The sequence below is a fragment of the Shewanella sp. AC91-MNA-CIBAN-0169 genome (assembly GCF_040310165.1).
Lineage (GTDB): Bacteria > Pseudomonadota > Gammaproteobacteria > Enterobacterales > Shewanellaceae > Shewanella.
Genome location: NZ_JBEOPM010000014.1, coordinates 22,812 through 45,512 on the forward strand (window position 1 = coordinate 22,812; position 22,701 = coordinate 45,512).

The window sequence follows — 22,701 nt, forward strand, 5'->3', positions numbered from 1 at the left end:
CAGGCTAGTACTTATCCCACTTTGCTTGCTTTAATAGAGTAAATAAGTGGGATGAGGTGGTCTTGATGTTTCAGCTGGTAACCTTTGCCTACCACAAACTCCAAACCTTCGACGCAGTTGTAGGGACAGTAAGGGTGTTCGTTAAACGCTTCGATACAGAGTCCTGCGCTAATGAGTGCGCTAATGACTTCGCTTATCGGATGTGGCCAAGTGACTACTGTTTCAATTTGGTCATTGTGGTTTTCGGTGTAAGTGACTTCATCTTCGATATCCGGTTGCGACTGTGGAAAGTAGCCATAACCACACAACACATCATTAAAAGGGTGGAACTCAACCAAATGAAATTCACCGCCTGGACGTAATGCGCCAGCAATGGTTTGCGCCCAGCGAGTTAAATCGGGTAACCAAGCTAACACCCCATAAGAGGTGAATACGATGTCATATTGCTCGACATTGTGGTCACCAAATTGATAGATGTCATTATTGATGAATGTTGCTGGTAAGTGTAATTGAGCAGCCAGTTTTTTTGCAGTTGCAATCGACTCGCTTGATAAATCTACGCCAGTGACATTGGCGCCAAGCCTTGCCCACGATAAGCTGTCTTGTCCAAAGTGACATTGTAGGTGCAACAGGCTTTTGTGGTGCACATCGCCGACTTGTTCAAGTTCAATGGGGTTTAATGATGACTTACCTTGGATAAATGCCTCTAAATCGTAAAATGTTGAATCGAGGTGGATTTGAGTTCGCTGGTTCCATGCGTGTTTATTGATGGCTAAATAGTCCATGTTCAATGTCTTCTTATTGCTTTAATGGGGTAAATCATCGAAATAATTCAGTAATGTTACTTGGTTTGAAGCTAAAACACGAATGGCTCAATAGGCGATGTGTTACTTTTGCTTAACAAATAAAAAGGCTTGATAACTCAGTGTTATCAAGCCTTTTTAAAAGCGACAAAAGATGATTCTTTAGCTGTTATTGCATGATTAATTTTTGACGTTCAATAAATTGATGAAACTCAATTTTAGGTGCTATGGCACCTTTATGTTGGATCACAAATCCTGCTGCTTGGGAGGCTAATTTTATCGCTGTGCTGATATCTGCCCCAGTTAAGCGTGCGCCTAAATACACCCCGTTAAACGAGTCCCCCGCTGATGTGGTGTCGACAACATTCGTTACTGGTGTGATTGAGAAATGCTGTTGCTGACCATTAATTACATAATTAATGCCGTTTTCACCATTTTTTATCACCAGTTCATTAATGTCGTAAGGCTGGCAGAACGCAATAATGTCTTCAACGGAGCTAATACCGTAAAGTTGATTAAAGTCATCAACACCTGGCAGTACGACATCGGCCACACTAAACGCAATATCAAACTGCGCCTTTGCTTGGTCTGGACTGTGCCACATTCTTGCGCGGTAGTTAGGGTCAAATACAATACTGACACCTGCTTGCTTACATTGTTTAATCAGTAACCAAAATGCGTCGCGATCTTCTTCATTAATAACCGCTAAAGAAATGCCTGAAAAAAACACCATATCTGCCTGAGATATTTTACTGATGGCTGCATCATCAATAAATTGCATGATTTGCTTGGCGGCTGAATCGTTGCGCCAGTATGTAAAGCTGCGCTCGCCTTTACTGTCGGTTTGTATTGCATACAGGCCGGCAATTTTGTCAGTGCTTTGAAAGACCATATCAGTATTAATTCTTTCATCGTCAAAGCGTTGCAACATGGCCTGGCTAAAACTATCTTGGCCAATGGCTGTGACTAGGTGGGTATTAATATCACTAAAGGTGCGTTTAAGGTAAACCCCAGTGTTATACACGTCACCAGCAAAAGATTGCTGTAAACTGGTGGCCGTTACACGCTGTAATTCGACCATACACTCACCAAATAAATACAGACTCTTCACGGTTATGCCTTCCTTTTTACCGGTTCAATTTTTCCGCCTAACCACAACGAAATTAATGCTAGTGGAACTAACGCCGCACCTAAAATAAAGAATGGCGTATAGTCACCGCCTTTGGTCATCATTGGCACTAATTGGATGGTGATAATTACACTTAATACTGCCGATGTACCACTAATACCAGCTAAGGTTCCGACAGTTTTACCGGAGAAGTAATCACTTGGTAATGTTTGAACGTTGCCTATAGCTGTTTGAAAACCAAATAAGATAAGCGCTATAAGGCCCATTGCCATCCAAGGCGTTGCAGCAAGAGATGTCAGTAACAGTGCTGGCAGCATAACCATACAACCTAAGACAATTGCACTACGACGGGCTTTATTCACCGACCAGCCTCGGCTCATCAAGTGGCCACTAAACCAGCCACCAAATAATGCTCCGATGGCAGCTCCGACATAAGGTAACCAAGCAAATGCGCCAATTTGTTTAACATCAAAGCCAAATTTTTCGTTTAAATACAATGGTAGCCAAGCAACAAATAACCACCAGATAGGGTCGATAAAGAAACGTGCTGCAATCACTCCCCAAGTTTGACGGTGGCGTAATAACTGTCCCATAGTGGGCACGTATTCTTTGTCCTGTTGTTTTTCTGAAGTGCATCGTTGTCCGGTTAAGATATGTTGGCGTTCTTCTTCAGTGATCCATGGATGTGAGTCTGGTGATGATTTATAAACAATCAACCAAGGTAAAATCCAAAGAATACCCAAACTACCAATGACGATAAAGGTTGCCTGCCATCCTAAAAAGGCATACAAAAAAGCAATTAATGGTGGGGCGATAATCGAGCCTAAAGACGCACCAGCATTGAAGATGCCTTGTGCTAGAGCGCGTTCTTTAATCGGAAACCATTCAGCATTCGCTTTGGTTGCGCCAGGCCAGTTACCCGCTTCACCTAGCCCGAGCATGGCTCTAAAAATAGCAAACGAGGTAACGCTTGCTGCAACAGCATGCAGGGCGATTGAGACCGACCACACTACAATGGATAGTAAAAAACCTAGGCGCGTGCCAATAGCATCAAATATCTTACCAAATAGAGACTGACCAATTGCGTATGAGATCATGAACACGGTAATAATGTTGGCATAATCACTTTTATCTAAACCTAAATCTTCTGCAATGCCTGGCCACATAATGGCAAGGGCAGATCGGTCGATATAGTTAATGACAGTAGCGAGTGCCACTAAGCTGACAACAAGCCAACGTAGGTGCTTCAATTTAAGGGGGACTTTTTTCATGCTAAACCCTCAACAAAGTCTTCTCTAGCCGGGCTAAAGGTATCAATTAAAATGCCGCCAGTTGGGCAAACTGCACCATGGTCTACATGAGGTGGCACAAAGAAACTGTCTCCAGCCGTTAGCACCTTAATCACGCCATCGACATTGACATGAAACTCACCTTCTACCACATAAGATACTTGTGAATGGCGATGAGCATGCACATAGCCTTCTGCTCCCTTATCAAACCAAATCTTTACTGCCATGAGTTCATGATTAAATCCAAGCATTTGGCGCTTTAACCCTCCGCCAATATCTTCGATTTCTGTTTGTTCCCCAAATGAAAAATGTTCACTTTGCTGCATGGTGTTTATTCCTTTTTATTTTAATTTTGTGTTACTTGAATTCTTTAATGTCTAATAATTCGGCGCGTCCGCTAAATGGGTATTGCACCCCATTGACGCTAATGACACTTTGAGTTTCTTGAGTCACAGCGATATCTGCGTGGTTGATTGCTAATAGATATTGTTGTCCATCGGTAAAGCGTATTTGCACCGCTTCTAGATCAGCTTGTTGATGATGAATCAGCTCAGCAATACTGCTGGTGGCTTCTAAGGTGTATTCTTTTGATGGGTTGTACTCGCCGTGTGGCTCCATCACGCTGACATAAGTATGATTAGTGGCATTCACTCGGTGAATGAACGACTGCTGTTGGCGTAAGTTCATATCCGGATCGTTGGCACCCAATTGGGTGAATAACATTTGTTCGTCAGTGGCGTTGTTAAAGTTAGTATTAACTAACGTGCTAAGGGTATAAAAATGGCCGTTATCATTTAACCAAGTGACTTTAGCCAGTTTATTAGCGGCTTTGTCTTTGGCTAGGTTAGCAGTTGCTAACAACCATAGATGTTGATAACCATTTTCGGTACCCAAAGCAGACAATTGAGTCAAGGATGCCTGTCTGTCAAAGTTGGTATCGATTAATTGCCCTTGATAATGCACGGGTAAGTCGTATTGATGTGGCTTGTTAGCTGTAACACGCATTATATCGATGCCAATTACCGCATCACGTTGCTTGATGTTGACTAAGGCGAGAGTGCGCTTAAATGCGACATCATCATAAGCGGTATCGATAGAAGCCGACGCGATGGTGAGGTCTTGCTTTGCTGAGTAGAAGTGTAATGTAGGGTTATTTTTGTTAGCCGCTTTAAGCTTGCCATTAAAATGACTTTTCTCGTCAACAATTAAAGTGTTATGGGCAATGGTTTGTTTAGCCCATGATTCATTTTCAGGTAAATAACGGCCACCAAATTTTGCCTCAACATTTAGAAAACGTGCAGCGCCATAATCGGATACGATTTCATTACCAGCATCGTAAAACTGCCAGGTTAACTTATCAAAATGGCCATGACCTAAACCTTGCGCAGTCGCTTTAAATACAATGGCTTGGTCGGTTGCTTTACCTTGACGCATAACCACTAATGCACCGTCATCACCTTGTTGGCCATCACGGAATAATGTCGAAACGAATGGAAAGGGCTGTTGTAGTTTATTGTCTAACCCTTGTGCAACTTTAAGCCCATCACCCGTTAATAAAATATTGTGTTGTTGCTGTGCAATATCTAATAAACGTGGATCGCCGTTGAGACCATAAGCAATGGCGACGCCGTTGACGAGTTCAATAGTGTCGATGCCTTTGCTTTTAATCGCATCGTTAAGCGGAAAAAACAGCTGGTTATAACTGAGTTCAACTGTGCTGGTAATGGCTTTAAGTAAAATACCGTCACGGTATTGAAAAATCTTACGCTGCGGTTCGTTTTGCTCAATAGCTTTAGCAAACGTCACAAATGGCATTAATGCATAACGTTGATAATATGGCCCTTCATTGTAATAACCGTCTGGTGAAAACAATTCGTCCAACTGACGCATAAAACCGCCTTTTTTGGCGAGATTTAAGTCGTATAAAGCACGTTCAACCCAAAGTGGCTTATCGAGTACATATCCGCTCATGCCAACCGCAGCAGTGGCCCAAGTGCCGTGGTTATGAACTTTATTAAAGGTGTGCGGCGATTGTTCTGACAAAAAGAGTGCAGCGGGTATTATTGCACCCGTTTCGATGGTATTACGTTCTGCAGGTGTTAACGCATCATAGATAAAGTCGTACGCCTGAATGGTGTGTACCAACCAAACTGCTTCATTGAGTCCTTGCCAGAAAAGTTTACCTTCATTGTTACTTTTACGCATAGGGTGCAAAGGTAGCGTTGGGTAAAGTGTGGCATATTGCAACAGCATGTCTTTAACGTATTCGGCATATTTTTTATCGCCAGTCAGCTGATAAATAATGCCCGTGTCATACATTTGTTGGTAATTACTTTTATGTTTTTCGTGGGTATAACCACCACCGGCATCTTTGGGTACTGGTACTTCAATTGGCTGAACCAGTCCTTTATCGACACTATTCTGTGTGGCATTGAAAGCATTTTGAAATGTCCCAGGTAGAGTGATGGCCTGTTTCATTGCGGCCACATCTTGCTGGTTTATGACTAAGTTTGGATGTTGCGCAGCCATAACGGGTAATGAAATAGCGCACGTCATTGATGCCAATAGCGCTATTTTTCCTACTTGCTTAATGACAAGCGTCATCGGGCTTACGCCTGCGGCTATTTTGAAGTTATTCATAATTTTTGCACTTTATTATTGTTGATATCTGCAGTGTGTTTACCTATTGCAACTAACTCCGTTACTTGTGGGTTAGGTGTATTAGTAAACTGATTATGCGTAATGCGGGTTTGTGGTTCACCGACGGTGTGAACAACAATAATAGCGGCACTGTCGTTAAATTTATTGTGCTCTATTTGGCTCATTTGAACCCCATGTAACTTCAGTGACGCGCCTGTTTTATTGCGCTTACCTTGACCGACTTTAGTGAACATATTGTTGGTTACCGATACATGGGGACCAAAGGTACTCTCATCCGTTCCACCGCGGTATACCGAGGCAATAGCACCTTCAATATCGTCAAACTGGTTATTGTCCAATATGAGGTATTCGGTGTTATAAATTCCTAGGTCGTCGGTTTCTTTGTCGAGGCGAAATAAATCCCCGCTAATATGGCGGAACTGGCTATTGCTGACATTAATACTATCTGCAAAGGCGCGACTGCCCGAATCGAAAAAGTGAAATGAATGATTCACATTGAGTTGCTCAACAATGCTGTTTGTCATTTCAAAACGATAATTCGTTAACATGCCCCATTTGCGGGTTCTTACCACGCTATTACCGGCAGCGTCAGGGCTATTTAAACCCGTAATGACTAGACCATCGAGTTGCAAACTACCATTGTCTTGAATTTCAAATAGACTAGGGCGTTCAAAGCTGATTATTGCTTGGTGAGCATTAGCGGCTTTAAAGCTTAACGTTTTGTTGATCGCCAGTATTCTGCTGATGTTATATTTGCCATCACTGAGTAATAAAATATCGCCTGGTTGAGCTCGTTCAACTGCGCTTGCTAATTCATCGTCACTGGCGCTAACCTTGATGGTGTTGCCAGATTGAAATGCGACAGTAGGCTCTGCTTTTGGATACCAAGATGTGCCGGTATCTTGCTTTAATGTAGGGGTCAGTTTTTTACTGGCACCATATGCTGCAAAATTTTCATCACTTGGGTATAACAAGCCATTAGCAGCGCGTTTCATGGTGATATCTTGTGAACGAATACCTTTAGCCATGAATGGGCTTAACGTTTTGGTCGCAAAATTACTCAGGTTGTCGTTAAAGCTAAGTCCGCTAATATCATCGTATAAAGTAAATGGCGCGGTTGGGCTAATAAACAGATTGTGGTTTAATTTACTGTCTAGTGGCACTGCTGAACGTTCGCTGTCACTGCCCGCGGCCAGCTCAATATGGTCAAGATTAATAAAGCTGTTGTTATTAACATTGGCGTTAACCACCTGATGATAGCGATTAATTGATGAATTTGGCACGCCATTCATAATAGTAAAACCACTGCCAAATCGATTGCCGGTTAAGCCTTCTAGATAGTTGTTAGTAATGGTTTGATCGCGGTTAATCACGCGGATCCCGCCGGTATGTTCAACGCCATTACCCAAAAACACATTACTATCGATAATATTACCGTTACCGTGCCTTAAGGTTAATGTGCCTCTTGATTCATAAAATACGTTATTTTGAATACGGTTTTTACCCGATTTGACTGAAATAATTTCGACTTCGCCATCGCAGCGATCAAAATAATTATTTTCAACCACGGTAAAAGAATCCGTTAGTGAGTAATGGCTGGTGCCAATTCTGAGGGTTTCGCCACCATTAGAGCCTAAGATTGGGCGAGGACCAAAATAGTTATGATCAATTCGGTGATGGTTTTGCTGGCTGTTCTCACTGTCTAAACGCACCGCAACAGTTACGCCAACATTGCGTTTACCAACAAAGTGGTTGTGATCAAGTCGGTTATTTTGTCCATATAAGCTGACCCAATAATCAGACTCTTGGCGATCTAGATTGCTGTAGTTATCGATAACCACTTCGGTTACTCGTGAGTGATTGGCTAACTGAGTTTTACTTTTACGAAAAGCAATAACTTCATTACTTGGCGTAGAGCCATTTTTAAATACTAGCCCCGATACCTGTAAATATTCACCAGCCAGTTTAAGGTTCGATTGGCCAGACAGGATCACTTTACCTTTAGTTTCGGCAGTTAATTCAATAGGCGCATTGGCGGTGCCTGTCGCCATAAACAACACTTCAAAATTTTGCCATGTACCATTTTTTAAAATGATTTTATCGCCAGGCTCAACCAGCTTTAGTGCTTTTTTGTACTCAGCCTGGGTAGTCACTAAGCGATCTTTTGCCTGCACATAGATTGATGGGGTGCAAAGCATTAATAAGACTAACAACTGCGTGAATAACCAATGCCTTGACGATGACGTATTGTTATTTGAATGATTCATCTAGTCTCTCGTTTAATACTGTTAAAATGATATCCCCATGGCTACATTAAGTAGTTATCAAGGGGGAAAGGCTCAAAATTACTTTTTCACCTTAGAATTCGTTAGCGCCATAACGTGAATAATCAGCAACTGTGGTGTTGTTTTCACGGGGAATTATTTTGAGTTTACCCAACATGTTCAGGGCTTTGAAACATCGTGACCAATAATCTGCCACTGTAACGTTAGCCAACAAATTGAGGTCGCCCACTGTCATGCGCATCGTGATAAGAGCTGTCTGGAAATGGTAAGTTATTTGGCTGGGTGTCACTCTCACGGTATTGCTAAGTAAGCGTAACCGTAATTAAGCGTAGCCTAGTCCAATTACCTAGCATTTAAGAGACTGTGACGTGCTGTTTTTGTTTTGACTCGTTTGTCTCTGTTGCACGTTCATGATTGCTTAATAGAGATATTAGTGTCGCGTCGTAAATTGCTGATCTTGATTGCGACTTTAATCCTGTTAATCTCAAAGTATTGCTTGTCTTGATAAATTTCACGTTAACCTCCCCAGATTAGTTGATTTCCTTTTCTTTACGTACACACACAAAGTCTAAATTATTCTGTTAATGGATTATTTGTGCTTGAATAGAAACTAACCAATCATTAAGATTATGTCAATAAATTGTTTTACCAATTACTATGATTTTACATTTTTAGTATATTACCAATATTTTTAAAGGTATGACAATGTGCTATTATTTCTATATTGAGATTAACATAACATGTAATTTAGTTGTTTGCTGCTAAGGTATTAACCGATAATATGTCAGCATTAACCAGTAAATTGGTTTTACTTTTCGAAGGAAGGTATATGAAAAACCGTCGTTTATTTTGGCGAATAGTCGATACGATTGAAGCCGCTATCGCCAGTGGCGAGTATCCGGTAGGCAGTCGTTTACCCCCAGAGCGTGAGCTTGCTGAAAAGTTTGAAGTAAGCAGGCCAACCATTCGTGAAGCTATTATTGCACTAGAAGTGCGTGAAAAAGTGGAAGTGAAAACGGGTTCTGGCGTGTACGTGGTTGACCATCAGCAAAAACCGGTAGCGGTGAATAATGTTAACGCATTTGAATTAACCCAAGCACGTGCTTTAGTTGAAGGTGAAATAGCTGCCTTAGCAGCAAAAACCATTACTGCAGAAGAGCTTGAAAAACTCCATGACACATTAGTAATGATGAAAGATATGCAAAATGTCGAAGAGGCAGACGAGCTGTTTCATCAGATCATCGCATATTCTACTCGTAACGGCGCGTTGATAAATTTGTTTGAAAACATGTGGGCGCTGCGTTCATCAAGTAATGAAATCATTGAAGATTATAATATTGTTTGTAGCACAGATAATAATAAAACCTTAGCAGAGCATACCGCAATTTATCAGGCATTATCACTGCACGATGCCGCTGAGGCTCGTTTAGCAATGCATAAGCATTTTAATCGCTTAATCAATGTATTGTTTGATAAATTAGAACAGCAGGCATTAGAAGAAGTACGCCGCAAAAATAGTGCTAATCGTGACTTATATTCAATTGAGAGTTTAGTAAAAACAAAAGGTTAATGCTTTTTAAGCGTATTAGCTCATCGCGATAAAATTAACGCGCCGACACTTAAGTGTTGGCGCGTTTTTTATGGTTTTTTATGAGTAATGTTATGAGGGATGTTGACCATAATATCGGTAACGATGACTTCATGATTTCAACTGCCAGCTTGAGATAACAAGCCATTTAGTTAACGCCATCAATAATCCTATCCCCAATGCAATGATGTGTCGTATTTTCAGCGGCCACTTTAGCTATTTTGTTACGTGACTTGTTTCTTGCGCTAATGGAGTTGCAACATTCCACATAAATGGCGACTAATTAAAGCAACTTGGTTAGGGGCCGCTGATCTTCATGGTCAACTTACAAAGAAAAGAGGCTGTTAAATTGGTCTTTCAAAAAACATAAAAAACCACTATTAACTTTAATATTATTGCAGAAAATTAGCTTGATTGTTTATTGCAGCGGCTATTCTGCCTAGGGAAATATGATTGAGTTCTATTGTTAACGCCACTTATACCCAGTTTGGTAATGTTATTAGAGGTGTATTTTATGCTTTCGTGTTAACCAATTATGTTTTCTTGGTAATGCCTGATGTGGATTGTTAAGGCACAGATTGGCGTTCGTCATAAGGTCATTGTGTCTATTTATCATTGTGTTCATTTATCATAGAGGCTATTAATGCCTCGTTATTGCCAACGAGTGCTCAAATCAATGCGGCATATAGTTATTTATTCAAGGGATATGCACATCACAAAGCGATTTGCTTTTGGTCACAACAAACCAGACCTGTATCGCCGTTTACACTGATGAATGTTCAGTGGTTATTGGTGTCCGTTAATGTGAGTGTTCGAGATAAACAAGGTGTAGCGAGTAGCAAATACATACGAGTGAAGGGCTGCACATAAATTGTGTCGGCCCTCGCTCGTTACTATCAATATTGGTTTAGTTTTATATGCAGGGCCATGCAGGGCCATTTAGGGGAACATGACCTTGGTGCCTCATTCATGGCATTATTTTATCGCTTGTAAAATGACAAACTTACCATTAGAGGCAACAGTGGTGCAGTTTTTAAAAATACGGTTTATTTTAACGTGGTAGGCTAAATGTCGATTACCAACGATATGTAATAAACCGCCTTTTTTTAGGCGCTTATGTGCATCAACAAACATTTGCCAAGCGATATGGTCGGTAATGGCTTCACCTTGATGAAACGGAGGGTTACATATCACTAAATCTGGTTCAACATCAGCTGGTAAATTACTCAGGCAATCGTCCCAATGGAAAAAAGCTTGTGGCATTTGTTCAGTTTGAGGATCTTGGGATTGAAGATCTTGAGATGGAGTATCTAGCGCGTTCGCTTGCCAATTATGCTTTGCCGAGGCGATGGCCATATCAGAATCATCCACAAAGTGGATTTGCGCATTGGGATAACATTGCTTGGCGTGTAATCCTAAAATACCGTTACCACAGCCTAAGTCTATAATGTGGTTGAATTCACCTTTGGGCATGTTGTCGAGCATAATCCTTGCGCCAATATCGAGCTTATTGGCAGCAAATACATTCGCAAGGTTACTGATAGTGAGTTTCAGCTCATCGACATTCCAATTCACGGCTTTTGCTAATGGCCGTTTTTTACCATCGCTAATACAGCTAATTACTCGTGTTTTTTTCCACGCTAAACTGGCGGATGCGGGACCTAGATTTTTTTCAATACTGGCCAATAATGCTGGATTGATTGACTTGGCTTTAGCACCAATCAGTATTTGGGTTCCCGCAGGAAGCACCGTTGATAAACGCGCAAGCTGCTGGCCAAAATAGTGTAGATTTTTTGGTAACTTCATCAGCACTAATTGAATATTTTGTGGCAGCGTTTCGCGGCTATTTAGCCAATGTATGTTGGTTGGTGCGAGTTTGTTGTGTAATAAATTTTGCTGATAACCTAATAAGCTGGTTTTAGCATCCGTTTCGACAAGCAATTCACTGTGTGGATGTTGCATGGTTAATGCACACGTGAGTGCCCCAAAGTTGTCATTAAGAATGGCGGTTGTGGTTGCTGTTATTTCGGTGTCGATTAAATACTTTACTAGGTGTTCATCAGCGGCATCCCATGCTTGTAAGTTTGATGCTTGTTGGCTTGGATAACGAAAAAGCTCAAGCTCTATACCTGAACAAGCAAATTGGGTTGTCATAACGGTGTTACCTAATAAAAAAGAATATCGATAAAATAGCCCGATATTATCTCAGATATCACTTACCAGCGCGAGGCTTAGGCTTAAACAAGTTGATAAGGGGAATTTTGTGGAGTGGCGCTAGTTTTATTGAATATCAAAGTTTCTCTGTTTAACTCGTGTTAAACGACATGTTGAATGTAGGATACAGAACAAGATGATATTGATTGTTAACTTTGAAACTAAAACCTAATATCACGAACATGATTGTACTGCAGAGATGATTGCTATTAATTGTACGGTTCAGTAACATCAATATACTGACTTAAGATAATGGTTTCAAGGGATATTGATGAAAGGTGCTGGTGGAACGTCAGGTGGAATGGGTCAGTTCTTTATTGGGCTAGTGATGATGTGCGGTGGCTTTTATATGCTATTAAATGCCATTAAAGTGACAAGCTCATTTGGCTTTAGCAGCCATTTATATCAGCTGGGCGGCTTTGGGCTTACCAGTGGAATGGTGATGATACCCTTTATGTTTGGTGTTGGACTGATGTTTTATAATGGCAGAAACATACTTGGGTGGTTACTGACATTTGGCTCGTTAGTGGCATTGATTTTTGGCGTGATAAGCTCGATTAATTTTAGATTTTCTTACATGAGTGCATTTGATTTAATCGTTATATTGGTACTTTGTGTGGGGGGGATAGGGTTGTTTTTACGTTCGCTAAAAGCGATTGAAAAACGTTATCCTGAGTCTTAATGTTATGGTTTTTTAAACCCATTGATGTCTAACATCCGCTTGTTTGAACATCTATAACAGGTCGTGCGGTAGCTGATGTTACTTGCCTGTAACGTAAATAACATGCAGCAACGCCCGCATCCTCTTTAATGACACCATGCCAATATACCCATGCAGTTATAGACAATGTACTTTTGCGTTGTTGCCAATCACCTTCGGGAATATTCATTAGCATTGCAATACCAGCGGCTGTTCCATCGGGATAGCCATAAGCTAAGTTAACATTGACCCCATCAATATTAAGCGTCGTAGTCGCAAGTCTTTCTACACCAGCAATAGCGGCTTTTGAATAGGTTAACGTTGCAGCTGATTGCATTGCTGTTTCCATTCCTACCATGGTAGATACAATTGCATCTTTGCGTAAGCTAATGAATTTACTGCTCGCGACAACGGCCAATAAGGCCAAAATAATAATCACAATAACCAACTCTATTAATGTAAAACCGTGCGATGGTCTCATATTATTTCTCATACTATTTCTCATCTTATTGCTCATGCTATTTTTCATGTTATTTTTTAGTCGATACTAGCATCATTTTTTCGGCGGTCGTAATCCTGCTGGCCGGCGCCTTATTGTTAAGGCATCTACAATGTTGTGTTTTATTGGTACTATCAGAATATCTTAGTTATATATGCTGGTTAATACTGTGACGAATCCAACGACGACTTCAACTGAGTCAATATCTTCTGCTAAACCTCCTTTAAAACATTCTGTTCTACCTTGGATTTTACAATTTCTGTCTCCTTATCGTATGAAAGTAGTGGCGGCGATTGTATTTCTGTTTATTGGATCGCTGGCATGGTTATCGCTTGGCCAAGGTGTTCGGTTAATGGTCGATGAAGGATTTATTGCCGATAATGCAGGGCGATTGAATGAGATCATGTTGTTTATTATTGCTATTACAGCAATCAGTGGAACTGCGGTTTTCTGTCGTTTTTATCTGATGACTTGGCTTGGCGAGCGGGTCAGTGCTGATATTCGGTTACAGGTTTACAATCATTTATTATCGTTATCGCCAGCTTTTTTTGCGACTCAGCGTACCGGTGAGGTTATTTCACGTTTTACGGCAGACAGTACTTTGTTACAAAGCGTTGTCGGATCAAGTTTATCTATGGCGTTGCGTTCAAGTGTGACCGTGATTGGTGGCATCGTTATGATGGCGTTTACCAGTGTTAAGTTGACAGCATTAGTGTTGTTAGCCGTTCCTTTGGTATTAGGCCCGGTGATCTTTTTTGGCCGAAAAGTCAGAACCTTGTCGCGTAAAAGTCAAGATAGGGTAGGCGATCTTGGTGCTTATATTGATGAAACCTTACATGAAATTCATACCGTGCAAGCGTATACCCACGAGGCTAAAGACCGCCAGCTATTTGCTGACAGAGTCGAGGCGGTAATGGATGTGGCTAAAGGCCGTATTATGTATCGTGCGCTGCTTATTTCAACGGTAATGTTTTTAAGCATTGCAGCAATTGCTTTTGTTACATGGATTGGGGCGCAAGATGTGATGTCTGGCATTATCACCGGTGGTGAGCTGTCTGCATTTATGTTTTATGCTGTGATGGTTGCAGGTGCTGTAGCGACCATCAGTGAAGTGTTTAGCGAAATACAACGCGCCTCTGGTGCGGCTGAACGTTTAGTTGAATTAGTCAAAACGCCCGTTGATATACCTCAGCAAGTTGTACCAAATAAGTTATTGTTGCCTGTTAATGGCTTGCTCAGTTTTGATAATGTGTGCTTTGCTTATCCATCTGATCTGGGTCAAGACGTGATCCGCCAATTGTCGATGGACATTGCACCGGGAGAGCGAGTCGCGTTAGTGGGCCCAAGCGGTGCAGGCAAAAGCACCTTATTTGAACTGATGATGCGTTTTTACCAGCCTAAACAGGGGCGGATATTATTAGATGGTATTGATATTTCGACGCTGTCGTTGGCAGATTTACGCCAACAGTATGCTCTTGTGCCGCAAGAGTCGGTGATTTTTGCCATGAACGTACTCGATAATGTGCGTTATGGTCGCTTAGATGCCAGCGATGAAGAGGTGAAGCAGGCTTGTATTGCGGCTAAAGCGGATGAGTTTATTCGCGAATTTACTGATGGTTATTCGACTTACTTAGGTGAACGTGGTGTGCGTTTGTCGGGTGGGCAAAAGCAACGTATTGCAATCGCAAGAGCGATTCTTGCTGACAGACCAATATTACTACTTGATGAAGCGACGAGTGCGTTAGATGCGATAAGCGAAATCAAAGTAAAACAGGCCCTCGATTCACTTATGGCCAAACGTACCACTGTGATTATTGCCCATCGTTTAGCTACCGTGATCAATGCAGACCGGATTTTCGTGATAGATAAAGGACAACTTATTGCCAGTGGTACTCACAACGAATTAATGGCAAGTAATGAGCTATATCGCGAATTTGCTAGTTTACAGTTATTGATGGATAACGAGCCGTCATAAAGGTTACTGCTTGGTGCAGTGAGTGTGTCGTTGAGAAATAAAAAAAGATGCCGAAGCATCTTTTTTATTTTCGAATCAATTAACTGTTTCAAATGATGTTAATCGCAGTTTGATAAGCCGTTATTGTTCTGCATTGAGGTTAGTTGCATAGCGTTTTAAGCAAGATAATATCTACTCTACTAGCGCAGTTTTTTTCTTGCTTGTGAAGTTCTTACTTACGTAGCTCTTATAACGTAGCTCTATTTACGTAGTTCTCGACGCAAAATTTTCCCTACAGCACTTTTCGGTAACTGTTCAGTAAACTCAATAATGCGTGGCACTTTATAAGCCGTCAGTTGGCTGCGGCAGTAATCATTAATCGCCTGTTTGACCGCCTCGATATCCGCTGGCGGCTGTTTTAATACAATCACGGCTTTTACTGCTTCGCCAGAACGTTCATCTTCAACCCCGACAACAGCACACTCTAAAACTAACTCATTAGTTGAAAGTACGTCTTCAACTTCATTAGGATAGACGTTAAAACCAGAAACAATAATCATGTCTTTTTTACGATCGACAATGGTGTGATAACCATCTTCGCTGGCAATGCCAATATCGCCAGTTTTAAAGAATCCGTCTTTTGTCATGACGTTAGCGGTTTCTTCTGGTTTATTCCAATACCCTTGCATAACTTGCGGACCGCGCACGGCAAGTTCACCAGCTTGACCGATAGCCACTTCATTATCATCCATATCGAGCACATGAACTTCAGTGCCCAATACCGGTTTACCAATAGTACCAAGGCGTTGATACCCTGGTGCATTAAGGCTGACAACAGGAGATGTTTCAGACAAGCCATAGCCTTCTGAAATCATACATTGGGTGGTTTGTTGCCATAAGTTAGCTGCTGCACTCGTTAATGCGGTACCACCCGAAATGGTTATTTTCATTTTACTGAAATCTAAGGCTTTAAATTCCGGCTGATGACATAAGCCAACAAATAGAGTGTTTAAACCCGCAAACCCAGTAAATGGATAGGCTTTCATGGTATTGATTAGCCCTGCAATATCACGAGGATTAGGAATTAATACTGAGCAACTACCTGACTCAAAATACAGTACCAAATTAACCATAAATGCATAGATATGGTAAATCGGTAATGGCGCGACAAATACATCATGTCCTTCGGTCATGGTGCTAGCAATTCGTGATTTTACTTGACCAGAATTAGCCAAAAGGTTGCCATGATTGAGCATAGCGCCTTTTGATAAACCGGTTGTGCCGCCAGTGTATTGCAGAGCAATTAAATCATCATGGTTAGGTTTTATTGACTGATAAGGATGCTTAGCACCTTCAACGAGCACAGAGGTAAATGCCACTTTGTTAAAAGGGGTTTCTGGTTGAGGTTGCGGTTGGATAAGATCCATTGCGTGGGTCGAAATCACCAACTCTACTGTTGTTTTGTCGATCACGTTAGTTAATGTGGGTAGTAAATCCGACAATACGACTAAGGCTTTTGCCCCTGAGTCGTTAAATTGGTGAATGAGTTCACGCTCGGTGTACATCGGATTGGTATTGACTAGCACCATACCGGCTCGAATTACCCCATAAGCCGCAATCACAAACTGAGTAATATTAGGCAACTGTATCGCTACTCTGTCGCCAGGTTGCAATAGAGTGCTGTGTTGCAAATAACTGGCAAAATGGCGCGAGCCTTGTTCTATTTCACGAAAACTAGTGCTTTTCCCAAGACATGCATATGCAATATTGTCTGCATACTTGTCACAAGCTTTTTCGATCAAATCAACTATGGATGTGTATTGGTGTAAATCAAGTACTGAATCTGCATCATAAGCCATGCATACCACCTTAGATATTTTTGGTTATTATTATAAATCAAACGTCCGTTTAGATTATTTTTACTAACCTACACGGGTCAATATCAATTGGCAAAGGTTCACTGAAATTGAATCAATATTAGATTACTCGTTTAATACATCACCATCAAAACACGATTTTTTGTGTAAACTAATGGTTACACTTGTGTTTTGTGTTGATTTAGTTAAAAAAGTTTACTTCTAGTAAATAATTCGATATGTGATCTATATCACTAAAAATCAACTGCTTAGAGTATTTTTTTGTAAATTGCTATTTAGCGCTTACTTATTTATCCCAAAAAGTGTTAGCAATTGTTTTTCAATTGTTATAAAAATGTAGTTGAGATAGGGAGTATTTCGATAGGGATAGACGTGTTTTTCATTCATTTTGTGAGAAACATCGTCGACAAACAACAATAATAAGCAGTTGAGAACATAATAATGATGCAATCAAAAAAATCTAAATTTGGTATCAGCTCTTTGAGCTTAGCCATTTCATTTGCACTTGCCGGATCTGTAGTTAGCACTCAAGCATTCGCAGCCGATGAAGAAGTTGCAAAGAAAGAAAACGTTGAAAAAATCGCAGTCGTGGGTTCTCGTGCGGCACCTCGTTCAATTGGTGACTCACCAGTTCCAATTGATATCATCAGCAGTGATGATTTAAAGAAAAACGGTTCGACCGACATGATCGACATGTTAGTGACATCAGTGCCTTCTTTTAACTCTCGTGCACAACCGATTAGTGATGCAGCAACGCTAGTTCGTCCGGTTAACTTACGTGGTTTACCGTCTGACAGTACGCTTATTTTGGTTAACGGTAAACGCCGTCATCGTGCGTCAGTTATTGCTTTCCAAGGTGGTGGCATTAACGATGGTGCACAAGGTCCAGATATATCTGTTATTCCTGGTGTGGCATTAAAGCAAGTTGAAGTATTACGTGACGGAGCGGCTGCTCAGTATGGTTCGGATGCGATTGCTGGTGTAATGAACTTCGTATTAAAAGATGCTTCTGAAGGTGGTTCTATCACTGTCAGCCAAGGTGAATACTACGAAGGTGACGGCGCAGCAACCACAATTGACGGTAACATTGGTTTACCTTTGACTGATGATGGCTTTGTTAACATCAGTGCACAATATAAAACGGCAGATGCGACTAGCCGCAGTGTACAGCGTCCAGATGCAGCAGCTATCGCTGATGCGGGTAATACCTCAATTCTTAATCCAGCACAAACTTGGGGTAACCCTGAGATCAATGATGATTTTACTGTATTCGTAAACTCAGGTTTTGATATTAACGACAATACCCATTTGTATGCGTTCGGTAACGTGTCATCACGTGAAGCAACTGGTGGTTTCTATTATCGTAACCCGCATAACCGCGGTAACGTTTATTCTGTAGATGGCGGCGAAAGTTTATTAGTCGGGGATGTTGGTTTGGCTACCGATGGGGTAGCAACATGTAACAACATGAATGTCCCTATTCCTAAAATAGATATCGATGGTGATGGCATTCCAGATCAAGACGGAAACGTGTTGGGTACTGACGCTTATCAAGCAATGGTTGCCGATCCTAACTGTTTCTCTATGAACCAAATTCGTCCAGGCGGATATACACCTCAGTTCACCGGTAAAATTGAAGATATGTCTTTCTTCGCTGGTGTAAAAGGCGAGTCTGGCGAGTGGATGTATGATGTGAGCGCAGGTACGGGCAGTAACAAAGCCAGCTTTGGTTTAAAGAACTCATTAAACCCATCAATGGGTTTAGATACACCAACTGACTTTGATACTGGTTCATACGAGCAAGTAGAAACAACTTTTAATGCTGATTTTAGTCGATTCGTTACTATTGGTAGCTTAGAAGACATTAGCTTTGCTACTGGTTTTGAATGGCGTGAAGAGTCATTTGAGATTGGTCAAGGTGATGAAGCTTCATGGATTGCAGGTCCTTATGCTGATCAAGGCTTCAACATTGGCTCACACGGCTTTAAAGGTTTTGGTCCAGAATCAGCCGGTAAAAATGACCGAAGCAACATTGGTGTTTATACCGATATTGAAGCGTATTTAACCGAAGACTTATTATTAGGCTTTGCACTTCGTTATGAAAATTTCTCTACTTTTGGTGACACATTAAACTACAAGTTAACAGCGCAGTATGTTGCAACCGATGAATTATCATTCCGTGCATCGCACAGTACTGGTTTCCGTGCGCCAACCGTTGGTCAAGAAAACGTAGTTAACACTCAAACATCGATTGTTAACGGTGACTTGATTCAAACCTTCATTGCTCCACCAACAAATCCATTAGCGGCTTTCTATGGTGGTGAAGTACTTAATCCTGAAGAGTCTGTTAGCTATGCAGCAGGTTTTGTATACCAATATGATAACTTGTTCTTAACTGTTGATTACTACAACATTGAAGTAACTGGTCGTATTGCACAATCTAGCCAAATTTCGGTTGAAGCTAGTGACTACGATGCATTACGTGCCGCTGGTGTTGAGTTCCCTGAGTTGATTTCTGCGGTAACCTTCTACACTAATGATTTTGACACAACGACTCAAGGTGTTGATGTTGTAGCGTCTTATACTACAGAAATGTTATCAGGTGATGCGAAATTCAGTTTAGCCTACGGTTGGACTGATACCAGTGTTGATAAATATGACCCTGAAACAACTGATGCAGGTAAAGTTCGTCGTTTAGAAGATGGTATTCCTGCACACCGTGCAACCCTTACTTGGGGCCAAAGCTGGGATGATTTAAGCATGTCAGTTCGTGGTAATATGTTTGGTGAGTACTACGCTACACACGCTGATGATACTTCTGATTGGGGTTCTGAGGTGGCAGATGCTGCTGTGACTATCGATCTTGAAGTGAGCTATGCGGTACTTGATAACTTAACGGTATCAGTTGGCGCAAACAATATCTTCGATCAAGAAGCGCAGAAGCTAAAAGATGGCACTCTGGGTGAATTAGGTGCGGTGTACTACGAAAGTGGTCCATTTGATTACAACGGTGGTTTCTACTACGGCCGTGTTAATTATCGCTTCTAAGCGTTAGCGACATTCAATATCTAAATCAATAACTAAATCAATAACTAAAAAGACTGCTTCGGCAGTCTTTTTTATTGTGAAAGTTTTCTAGGCTTTTTGCTTGAAGATTACATATTCTGTTTTGAAGATTAAGTGTCTTACTTGACGACTAAAGCTAATGCTCGATACACATCGTCGATAATCAGCGCTTTGGGCAACTCAATGCCTTCTGGGTAAGACGGGGCATAGATTTTATTAAACGGCGTGCCAGCAACTGCCTGTTGCCCCATATACTGTTCAATGACGGTATCGGCTTGAGTCCAATTACCTTGCATGAGAATAATGTGTGGTTGGTTTAATTTATTTACGACTTGTTCGCGATGAAGTACGTTGGCTTTATTTGTTTGGCAGGGAACACACCAGTCGGCTGTAATATCAACAAACACAATATTGCCTTGTTTAACATAGGCGGCAATTTTTTCAGGTTCAAGTGGTTGCCAATTCAATGTTTGATATGCTTGATAGTTTTCACCTTTATTAACAAATGCAATGATCCCCGCAAAACAGATCCCCATCAAAATGAGCATGACTATCACTAAGGTCGGAATCGATTTACCTTTTATTTTAGCCCAAATCAATATTACTACGGCAATAAAAATAACCAAGAGTAATATCAGCATTAATGTCGTCATAGGTTTCCTCTGTAAATACGTTATTATACTCATCCATATAAGTGACGATACATTAACAACGCATACTTAACTGGTTGTTAAAATGTATTTTTGCAAAATATTAATAACTGGATAGTTGCAAATAAAGGAGTGTTATGACGTTAAGTGCTTGGCTGGGATTATTAGCGATATGCTGTTTGGGTGCCATGTCTCCAGGCCCGAGTTTAGCCATGGTAGTGAGGCATACACTCAGTGGTGGAAGATTACACGGCATAGTATGTGCTTGGGCGCATTCAATTGGTATCGGTGTGTATGCGCTGGTGACTCTATTGGGTTTGGCTGCAATATTAAAAGCATCACCATTAATGTTTAATGCCATTGCGATAATCGGAGCAATTTACTTAGCTTGGATGGGTATTCAAGCGCTTGGTTCCAAAGGCGGGATGCAGCAAAAATTAGCCGCTGGGGAAGCCACTAGTTTATGGATTGCAGCTCGTGATGGACTCGCTATTTCACTGCTTAACCCTAAAATATTATTATTTTTTCTAGCCTTATTTAGTCAGTTTGTCTTGGCAGCACAAACGACCACTGGCCAAGCATTGATTGTATTTACCCCGCTAATTATTGATGGCTTGTGGTATACCGTTATTGCATTTGTGTTATCACATTCGGCTGTATTACCTAAGTTACGAGAAAAGGCAAAACTGATTAATAGGCTCTCAGGTATTGTATTGATTTTGCTTTCTATTAGGGTTATTTACACGTTGTTATAGTACTGGCATCTACTCGGTTAACCGTGATTAATTATGTTGTTTATGCATAGGTCTAGTTGTTAAAGCGAACAGCGACAATAGTATGCGGTGAACAGGGAGTGTTAAATGTGTTTTATTTTAAAAAGTAATCCCCACCAGATGTGCGGTAGGGATTATTGATTAACGGCTAATTATCAGTGACGTTGTTAGCGAATGCTAGGCACCTTTGAACATTTGTACGCTATCATCGCTTTTCTGCTCTTGTTGCGGTGCTGCTACAGGAGGATTAGCAATATGATCTTCTAAGTTTTCTTTTAACATGGCTTTAAATTCATCAGAAAACCAAGCTAATGCATGATCTTTTTCTGCAGCAAGATCAGCTGATTTAATTGAGGCTTCGAACGCATTAAAGCGTGCTGAAGCAAATCTCATTGCCGTACCCACTTTACCAATATCATTTTCTTGTTGGCTTAGTTGATTGGCTAGGGCAATAAATTGGTCAGCTATTTGATACATTGTTAATTCTGTTTTGGCTTCAGACATCAGATCCACTTTTTTGTGAGTTAATTTTCCATTGAGTGTAACGTCTTTATTGGAAAATATCAGGTAAAAAATTAGCTATTGGGATCTGAATCTACCAAGACTTGGCCGTTACGTGAGTCATAATATATCGACATAAGTGATAGCAAGTTGTAGTTATATCGGCATTGATCTGGATTGATATATTCGGCTTGGTAATCAGATGAACCTTTATCGGTACTGATAGAAACGCTTGGACCATCCTGCAACAGAGTCGGCCAGACGGAAAGGCAGTCATTAACATTATTCAGTCTTGGAGAGGCTTCGTAAGGTGGATAATTTTGCGCAGGATAGCCCCATTGGTTCATATCCAGTTCGCCATCGGTTCCGGCTTGACTGAAAATTGCTAAATTATCTGCTGGGCCTGAATACCCCATCGCGGCCCATTTCAAATGAGCCAAGGTTATTGCTGAAGAAAATGCCCCGCCAGTTGCTTTTACACTGGCTATTTTAGCGTCTTGGCCTAAATCGATGAACTTAGGCAAAGCGATAATTGCGATGATCCCAAGTATGATAATAACAACGACAAGTTCAATAAGGGTAAAACCGTTATTAGCAGTGCTTTTGTTATTATGTAATGGCATCATATTATTCATAAGGGTGATTAATCTGTTAATAGTAAACCAAAGACTAAGCAGTTCACAAATTTGTCGTTTTCATTTAAGGAATACAT

General features: G+C 41.0%; 17 protein-coding genes. 5 read left to right on the top strand and 12 right to left on the bottom strand.

The features are described from left to right. Window positions 1-11: 11 nt before the first annotated feature. The 6 genes from AAEY98_RS13045 to AAEY98_RS13070 all read right to left on the bottom strand — a co-directional run bounded on the left by AAEY98_RS13045 (window position 12) and on the right by AAEY98_RS13070 (window position 8,149). Complete coding sequence (locus AAEY98_RS13045) at window positions 12-785, bottom strand: class I SAM-dependent methyltransferase (protein ID WP_351017437.1); 774 nt, start codon at window positions 783-785, stop codon at window positions 12-14. A 187-nt stretch (window positions 786-972) separates the two neighbouring features. Continuing rightward, window positions 973-1,914, bottom strand: a complete 942-nt coding sequence (locus tag AAEY98_RS13050; RefSeq protein WP_351017439.1) for a sugar kinase — start codon at window positions 1,912-1,914, stop codon at window positions 973-975. Between the two features lie 2 nt (window positions 1,915-1,916). Further along, window positions 1,917-3,203 (bottom strand): MFS transporter, encoded by a 1,287-nt coding sequence (locus AAEY98_RS13055; protein ID WP_101088732.1) that lies wholly within the window; start codon window positions 3,201-3,203, stop codon window positions 1,917-1,919. Next, window positions 3,200-3,547, bottom strand: a complete 348-nt coding sequence (locus tag AAEY98_RS13060; protein WP_162023764.1) for a cupin domain-containing protein — start codon at window positions 3,545-3,547, stop codon at window positions 3,200-3,202. Before AAEY98_RS13060 ends, AAEY98_RS13055 begins: the two co-directional genes overlap by 4 nt. A 31-nt stretch (window positions 3,548-3,578) precedes the next feature. After that, the gene (locus AAEY98_RS13065; RefSeq protein WP_351017543.1) at window positions 3,579-5,825 is read right to left on the bottom strand and encodes a heparinase II/III domain-containing protein; all 2,247 of its coding nucleotides are present in this window, start codon (window positions 5,823-5,825) and stop codon (window positions 3,579-3,581) included. Between the two features lie 32 nt (window positions 5,826-5,857). Beyond that, entirely contained in the window at window positions 5,858-8,149 is a 2,292-nt protein-coding gene (locus tag AAEY98_RS13070) for a chondroitinase-B domain-containing protein (RefSeq protein ID WP_351017441.1), read from the bottom strand. A gap of 847 nt (window positions 8,150-8,996) precedes the next feature. On the opposite strand from AAEY98_RS13070, the gene AAEY98_RS13075 reads away from it, so the two are divergent. Then, window positions 8,997-9,737: a FadR/GntR family transcriptional regulator gene (locus AAEY98_RS13075; RefSeq protein WP_101088735.1), complete on the top strand. Its 741-nt coding sequence runs from the start codon at window positions 8,997-8,999 to the stop codon at window positions 9,735-9,737. Between the two features lie 993 nt (window positions 9,738-10,730). Here the strand turns inward: AAEY98_RS13075 and AAEY98_RS13080 are convergent. Next, window positions 10,731-11,909, bottom strand: a complete 1,179-nt coding sequence (locus AAEY98_RS13080; protein ID WP_351017443.1) for a methyltransferase — start codon at window positions 11,907-11,909, stop codon at window positions 10,731-10,733. A 331-nt stretch (window positions 11,910-12,240) separates the two neighbouring features. On the opposite strand from AAEY98_RS13080, the gene AAEY98_RS13085 reads away from it, so the two are divergent. Further along, window positions 12,241-12,651, top strand: a complete 411-nt coding sequence (locus AAEY98_RS13085; protein WP_101088737.1) for a hypothetical protein — start codon at window positions 12,241-12,243, stop codon at window positions 12,649-12,651. Window positions 12,652-12,679: 28 nt separating this feature from the next. On the opposite strand, the gene AAEY98_RS13090 is transcribed toward AAEY98_RS13085, so the two are convergent. Continuing rightward, window positions 12,680-13,162: a prepilin-type N-terminal cleavage/methylation domain-containing protein gene (locus AAEY98_RS13090; protein ID WP_351017445.1), complete on the bottom strand. Its 483-nt coding sequence runs from the start codon at window positions 13,160-13,162 to the stop codon at window positions 12,680-12,682. A 160-nt stretch (window positions 13,163-13,322) separates the two neighbouring features. Here AAEY98_RS13090 and AAEY98_RS13095 point away from each other — a divergent pair, with 160 nt between their 5' ends. Further along, window positions 13,323-15,143 (top strand): ABC transporter transmembrane domain-containing protein, encoded by a 1,821-nt coding sequence (locus AAEY98_RS13095; protein WP_351017447.1) that lies wholly within the window; start codon window positions 13,323-13,325, stop codon window positions 15,141-15,143. A gap of 239 nt (window positions 15,144-15,382) precedes the next feature. Here the strand turns inward: AAEY98_RS13095 and AAEY98_RS13100 are convergent, their stop codons facing one another. Further along, window positions 15,383-16,981 carry an AMP-binding protein gene (locus tag AAEY98_RS13100; protein WP_351017450.1) on the bottom strand — a complete coding sequence of 533 codons (1,599 nt, stop codon included), beginning with the start codon at window positions 16,979-16,981 and terminating at the stop codon, window positions 15,383-15,385. A gap of 459 nt (window positions 16,982-17,440) precedes the next feature. Here AAEY98_RS13100 and AAEY98_RS13105 point away from each other — a divergent pair, with 459 nt between their 5' ends. Beyond that, window positions 17,441-20,047, top strand: coding sequence for a TonB-dependent receptor plug domain-containing protein (locus AAEY98_RS13105; protein WP_162023757.1), 2,607 nt, complete (start codon window positions 17,441-17,443; stop codon window positions 20,045-20,047). A 137-nt stretch (window positions 20,048-20,184) separates the two neighbouring features. Here the strand turns inward: AAEY98_RS13105 and AAEY98_RS13110 are convergent, their stop codons facing one another. Then, window positions 20,185-20,718 (bottom strand): thioredoxin family protein, encoded by a 534-nt coding sequence (locus AAEY98_RS13110; protein ID WP_101088741.1) that lies wholly within the window; start codon window positions 20,716-20,718, stop codon window positions 20,185-20,187. A gap of 134 nt (window positions 20,719-20,852) precedes the next feature. On the opposite strand from AAEY98_RS13110, the gene AAEY98_RS13115 reads away from it, so the two are divergent. Then, entirely contained in the window at window positions 20,853-21,470 is a 618-nt protein-coding gene (locus AAEY98_RS13115; protein ID WP_351017453.1) for a LysE family translocator, read from the top strand. A 195-nt stretch (window positions 21,471-21,665) separates the two neighbouring features. Here AAEY98_RS13115 and AAEY98_RS13120 read toward each other — a convergent pair whose 3' ends face one another. Beyond that, window positions 21,666-21,992 carry a DUF3144 domain-containing protein gene (locus AAEY98_RS13120; protein WP_101088743.1) on the bottom strand — a complete coding sequence of 109 codons (327 nt, stop codon included), beginning with the start codon at window positions 21,990-21,992 and terminating at the stop codon, window positions 21,666-21,668. 71 nt (window positions 21,993-22,063) lie between these two features. Further along, on the bottom strand, window positions 22,064-22,615 hold the full coding sequence (locus tag AAEY98_RS13125; protein WP_392342428.1) for a prepilin-type N-terminal cleavage/methylation domain-containing protein: 552 nt from the start codon (window positions 22,613-22,615) through the stop codon (window positions 22,064-22,066). Between the last annotated feature and the right edge of the window lie 86 nt (window positions 22,616-22,701).

Excerpts from the sequence above, each read along its gene's own strand:
- AAEY98_RS13045 (WP_351017437.1), bottom strand. The coding sequence starts at position 785 with ATGGACTATTTAGCCATCAATAAACACGCATGGAACCAGCGAACTCAA.
- AAEY98_RS13110 (WP_101088741.1), bottom strand. The coding sequence starts at position 20,718 with ATGACGACATTAATGCTGATATTACTCTTGGTTATTTTTATTGCCGTA.
- AAEY98_RS13100 (WP_351017450.1), bottom strand. The coding sequence starts at position 16,981 with ATGGCTTATGATGCAGATTCAGTACTTGATTTACACCAATACACATCC.
- AAEY98_RS13085 (WP_101088737.1), top strand. The coding sequence starts at position 12,241 with ATGAAAGGTGCTGGTGGAACGTCAGGTGGAATGGGTCAGTTCTTTATT.
- AAEY98_RS13060 (WP_162023764.1), bottom strand. The coding sequence starts at position 3,547 with ATGCAGCAAAGTGAACATTTTTCATTTGGGGAACAAACAGAAATCGAA.
- AAEY98_RS13090 (WP_351017445.1), bottom strand. The coding sequence starts at position 13,162 with ATGAGAAATAATATGAGACCATCGCACGGTTTTACATTAATAGAGTTG.
- AAEY98_RS13055 (WP_101088732.1), bottom strand. The coding sequence starts at position 3,203 with ATGAAAAAAGTCCCCCTTAAATTGAAGCACCTACGTTGGCTTGTTGTC.
- AAEY98_RS13120 (WP_101088743.1), bottom strand. The coding sequence starts at position 21,992 with ATGTCTGAAGCCAAAACAGAATTAACAATGTATCAAATAGCTGACCAA.
- AAEY98_RS13080 (WP_351017443.1), bottom strand. The coding sequence starts at position 11,909 with ATGACAACCCAATTTGCTTGTTCAGGTATAGAGCTTGAGCTTTTTCGT.
- AAEY98_RS13115 (WP_351017453.1), top strand. The coding sequence starts at position 20,853 with ATGACGTTAAGTGCTTGGCTGGGATTATTAGCGATATGCTGTTTGGGT.
- AAEY98_RS13065 (WP_351017543.1), bottom strand. The coding sequence starts at position 5,825 with ATGACGCTTGTCATTAAGCAAGTAGGAAAAATAGCGCTATTGGCATCA.
- AAEY98_RS13095 (WP_351017447.1), top strand. The coding sequence starts at position 13,323 with ATGCTGGTTAATACTGTGACGAATCCAACGACGACTTCAACTGAGTCA.
- AAEY98_RS13125 (WP_392342428.1), bottom strand. The coding sequence starts at position 22,615 with ATGATGCCATTACATAATAACAAAAGCACTGCTAATAACGGTTTTACC.
- AAEY98_RS13075 (WP_101088735.1), top strand. The coding sequence starts at position 8,997 with ATGAAAAACCGTCGTTTATTTTGGCGAATAGTCGATACGATTGAAGCC.
- AAEY98_RS13105 (WP_162023757.1), top strand. The coding sequence starts at position 17,441 with ATGATGCAATCAAAAAAATCTAAATTTGGTATCAGCTCTTTGAGCTTA.
- AAEY98_RS13070 (WP_351017441.1), bottom strand. The coding sequence starts at position 8,149 with ATGAATCATTCAAATAACAATACGTCATCGTCAAGGCATTGGTTATTC.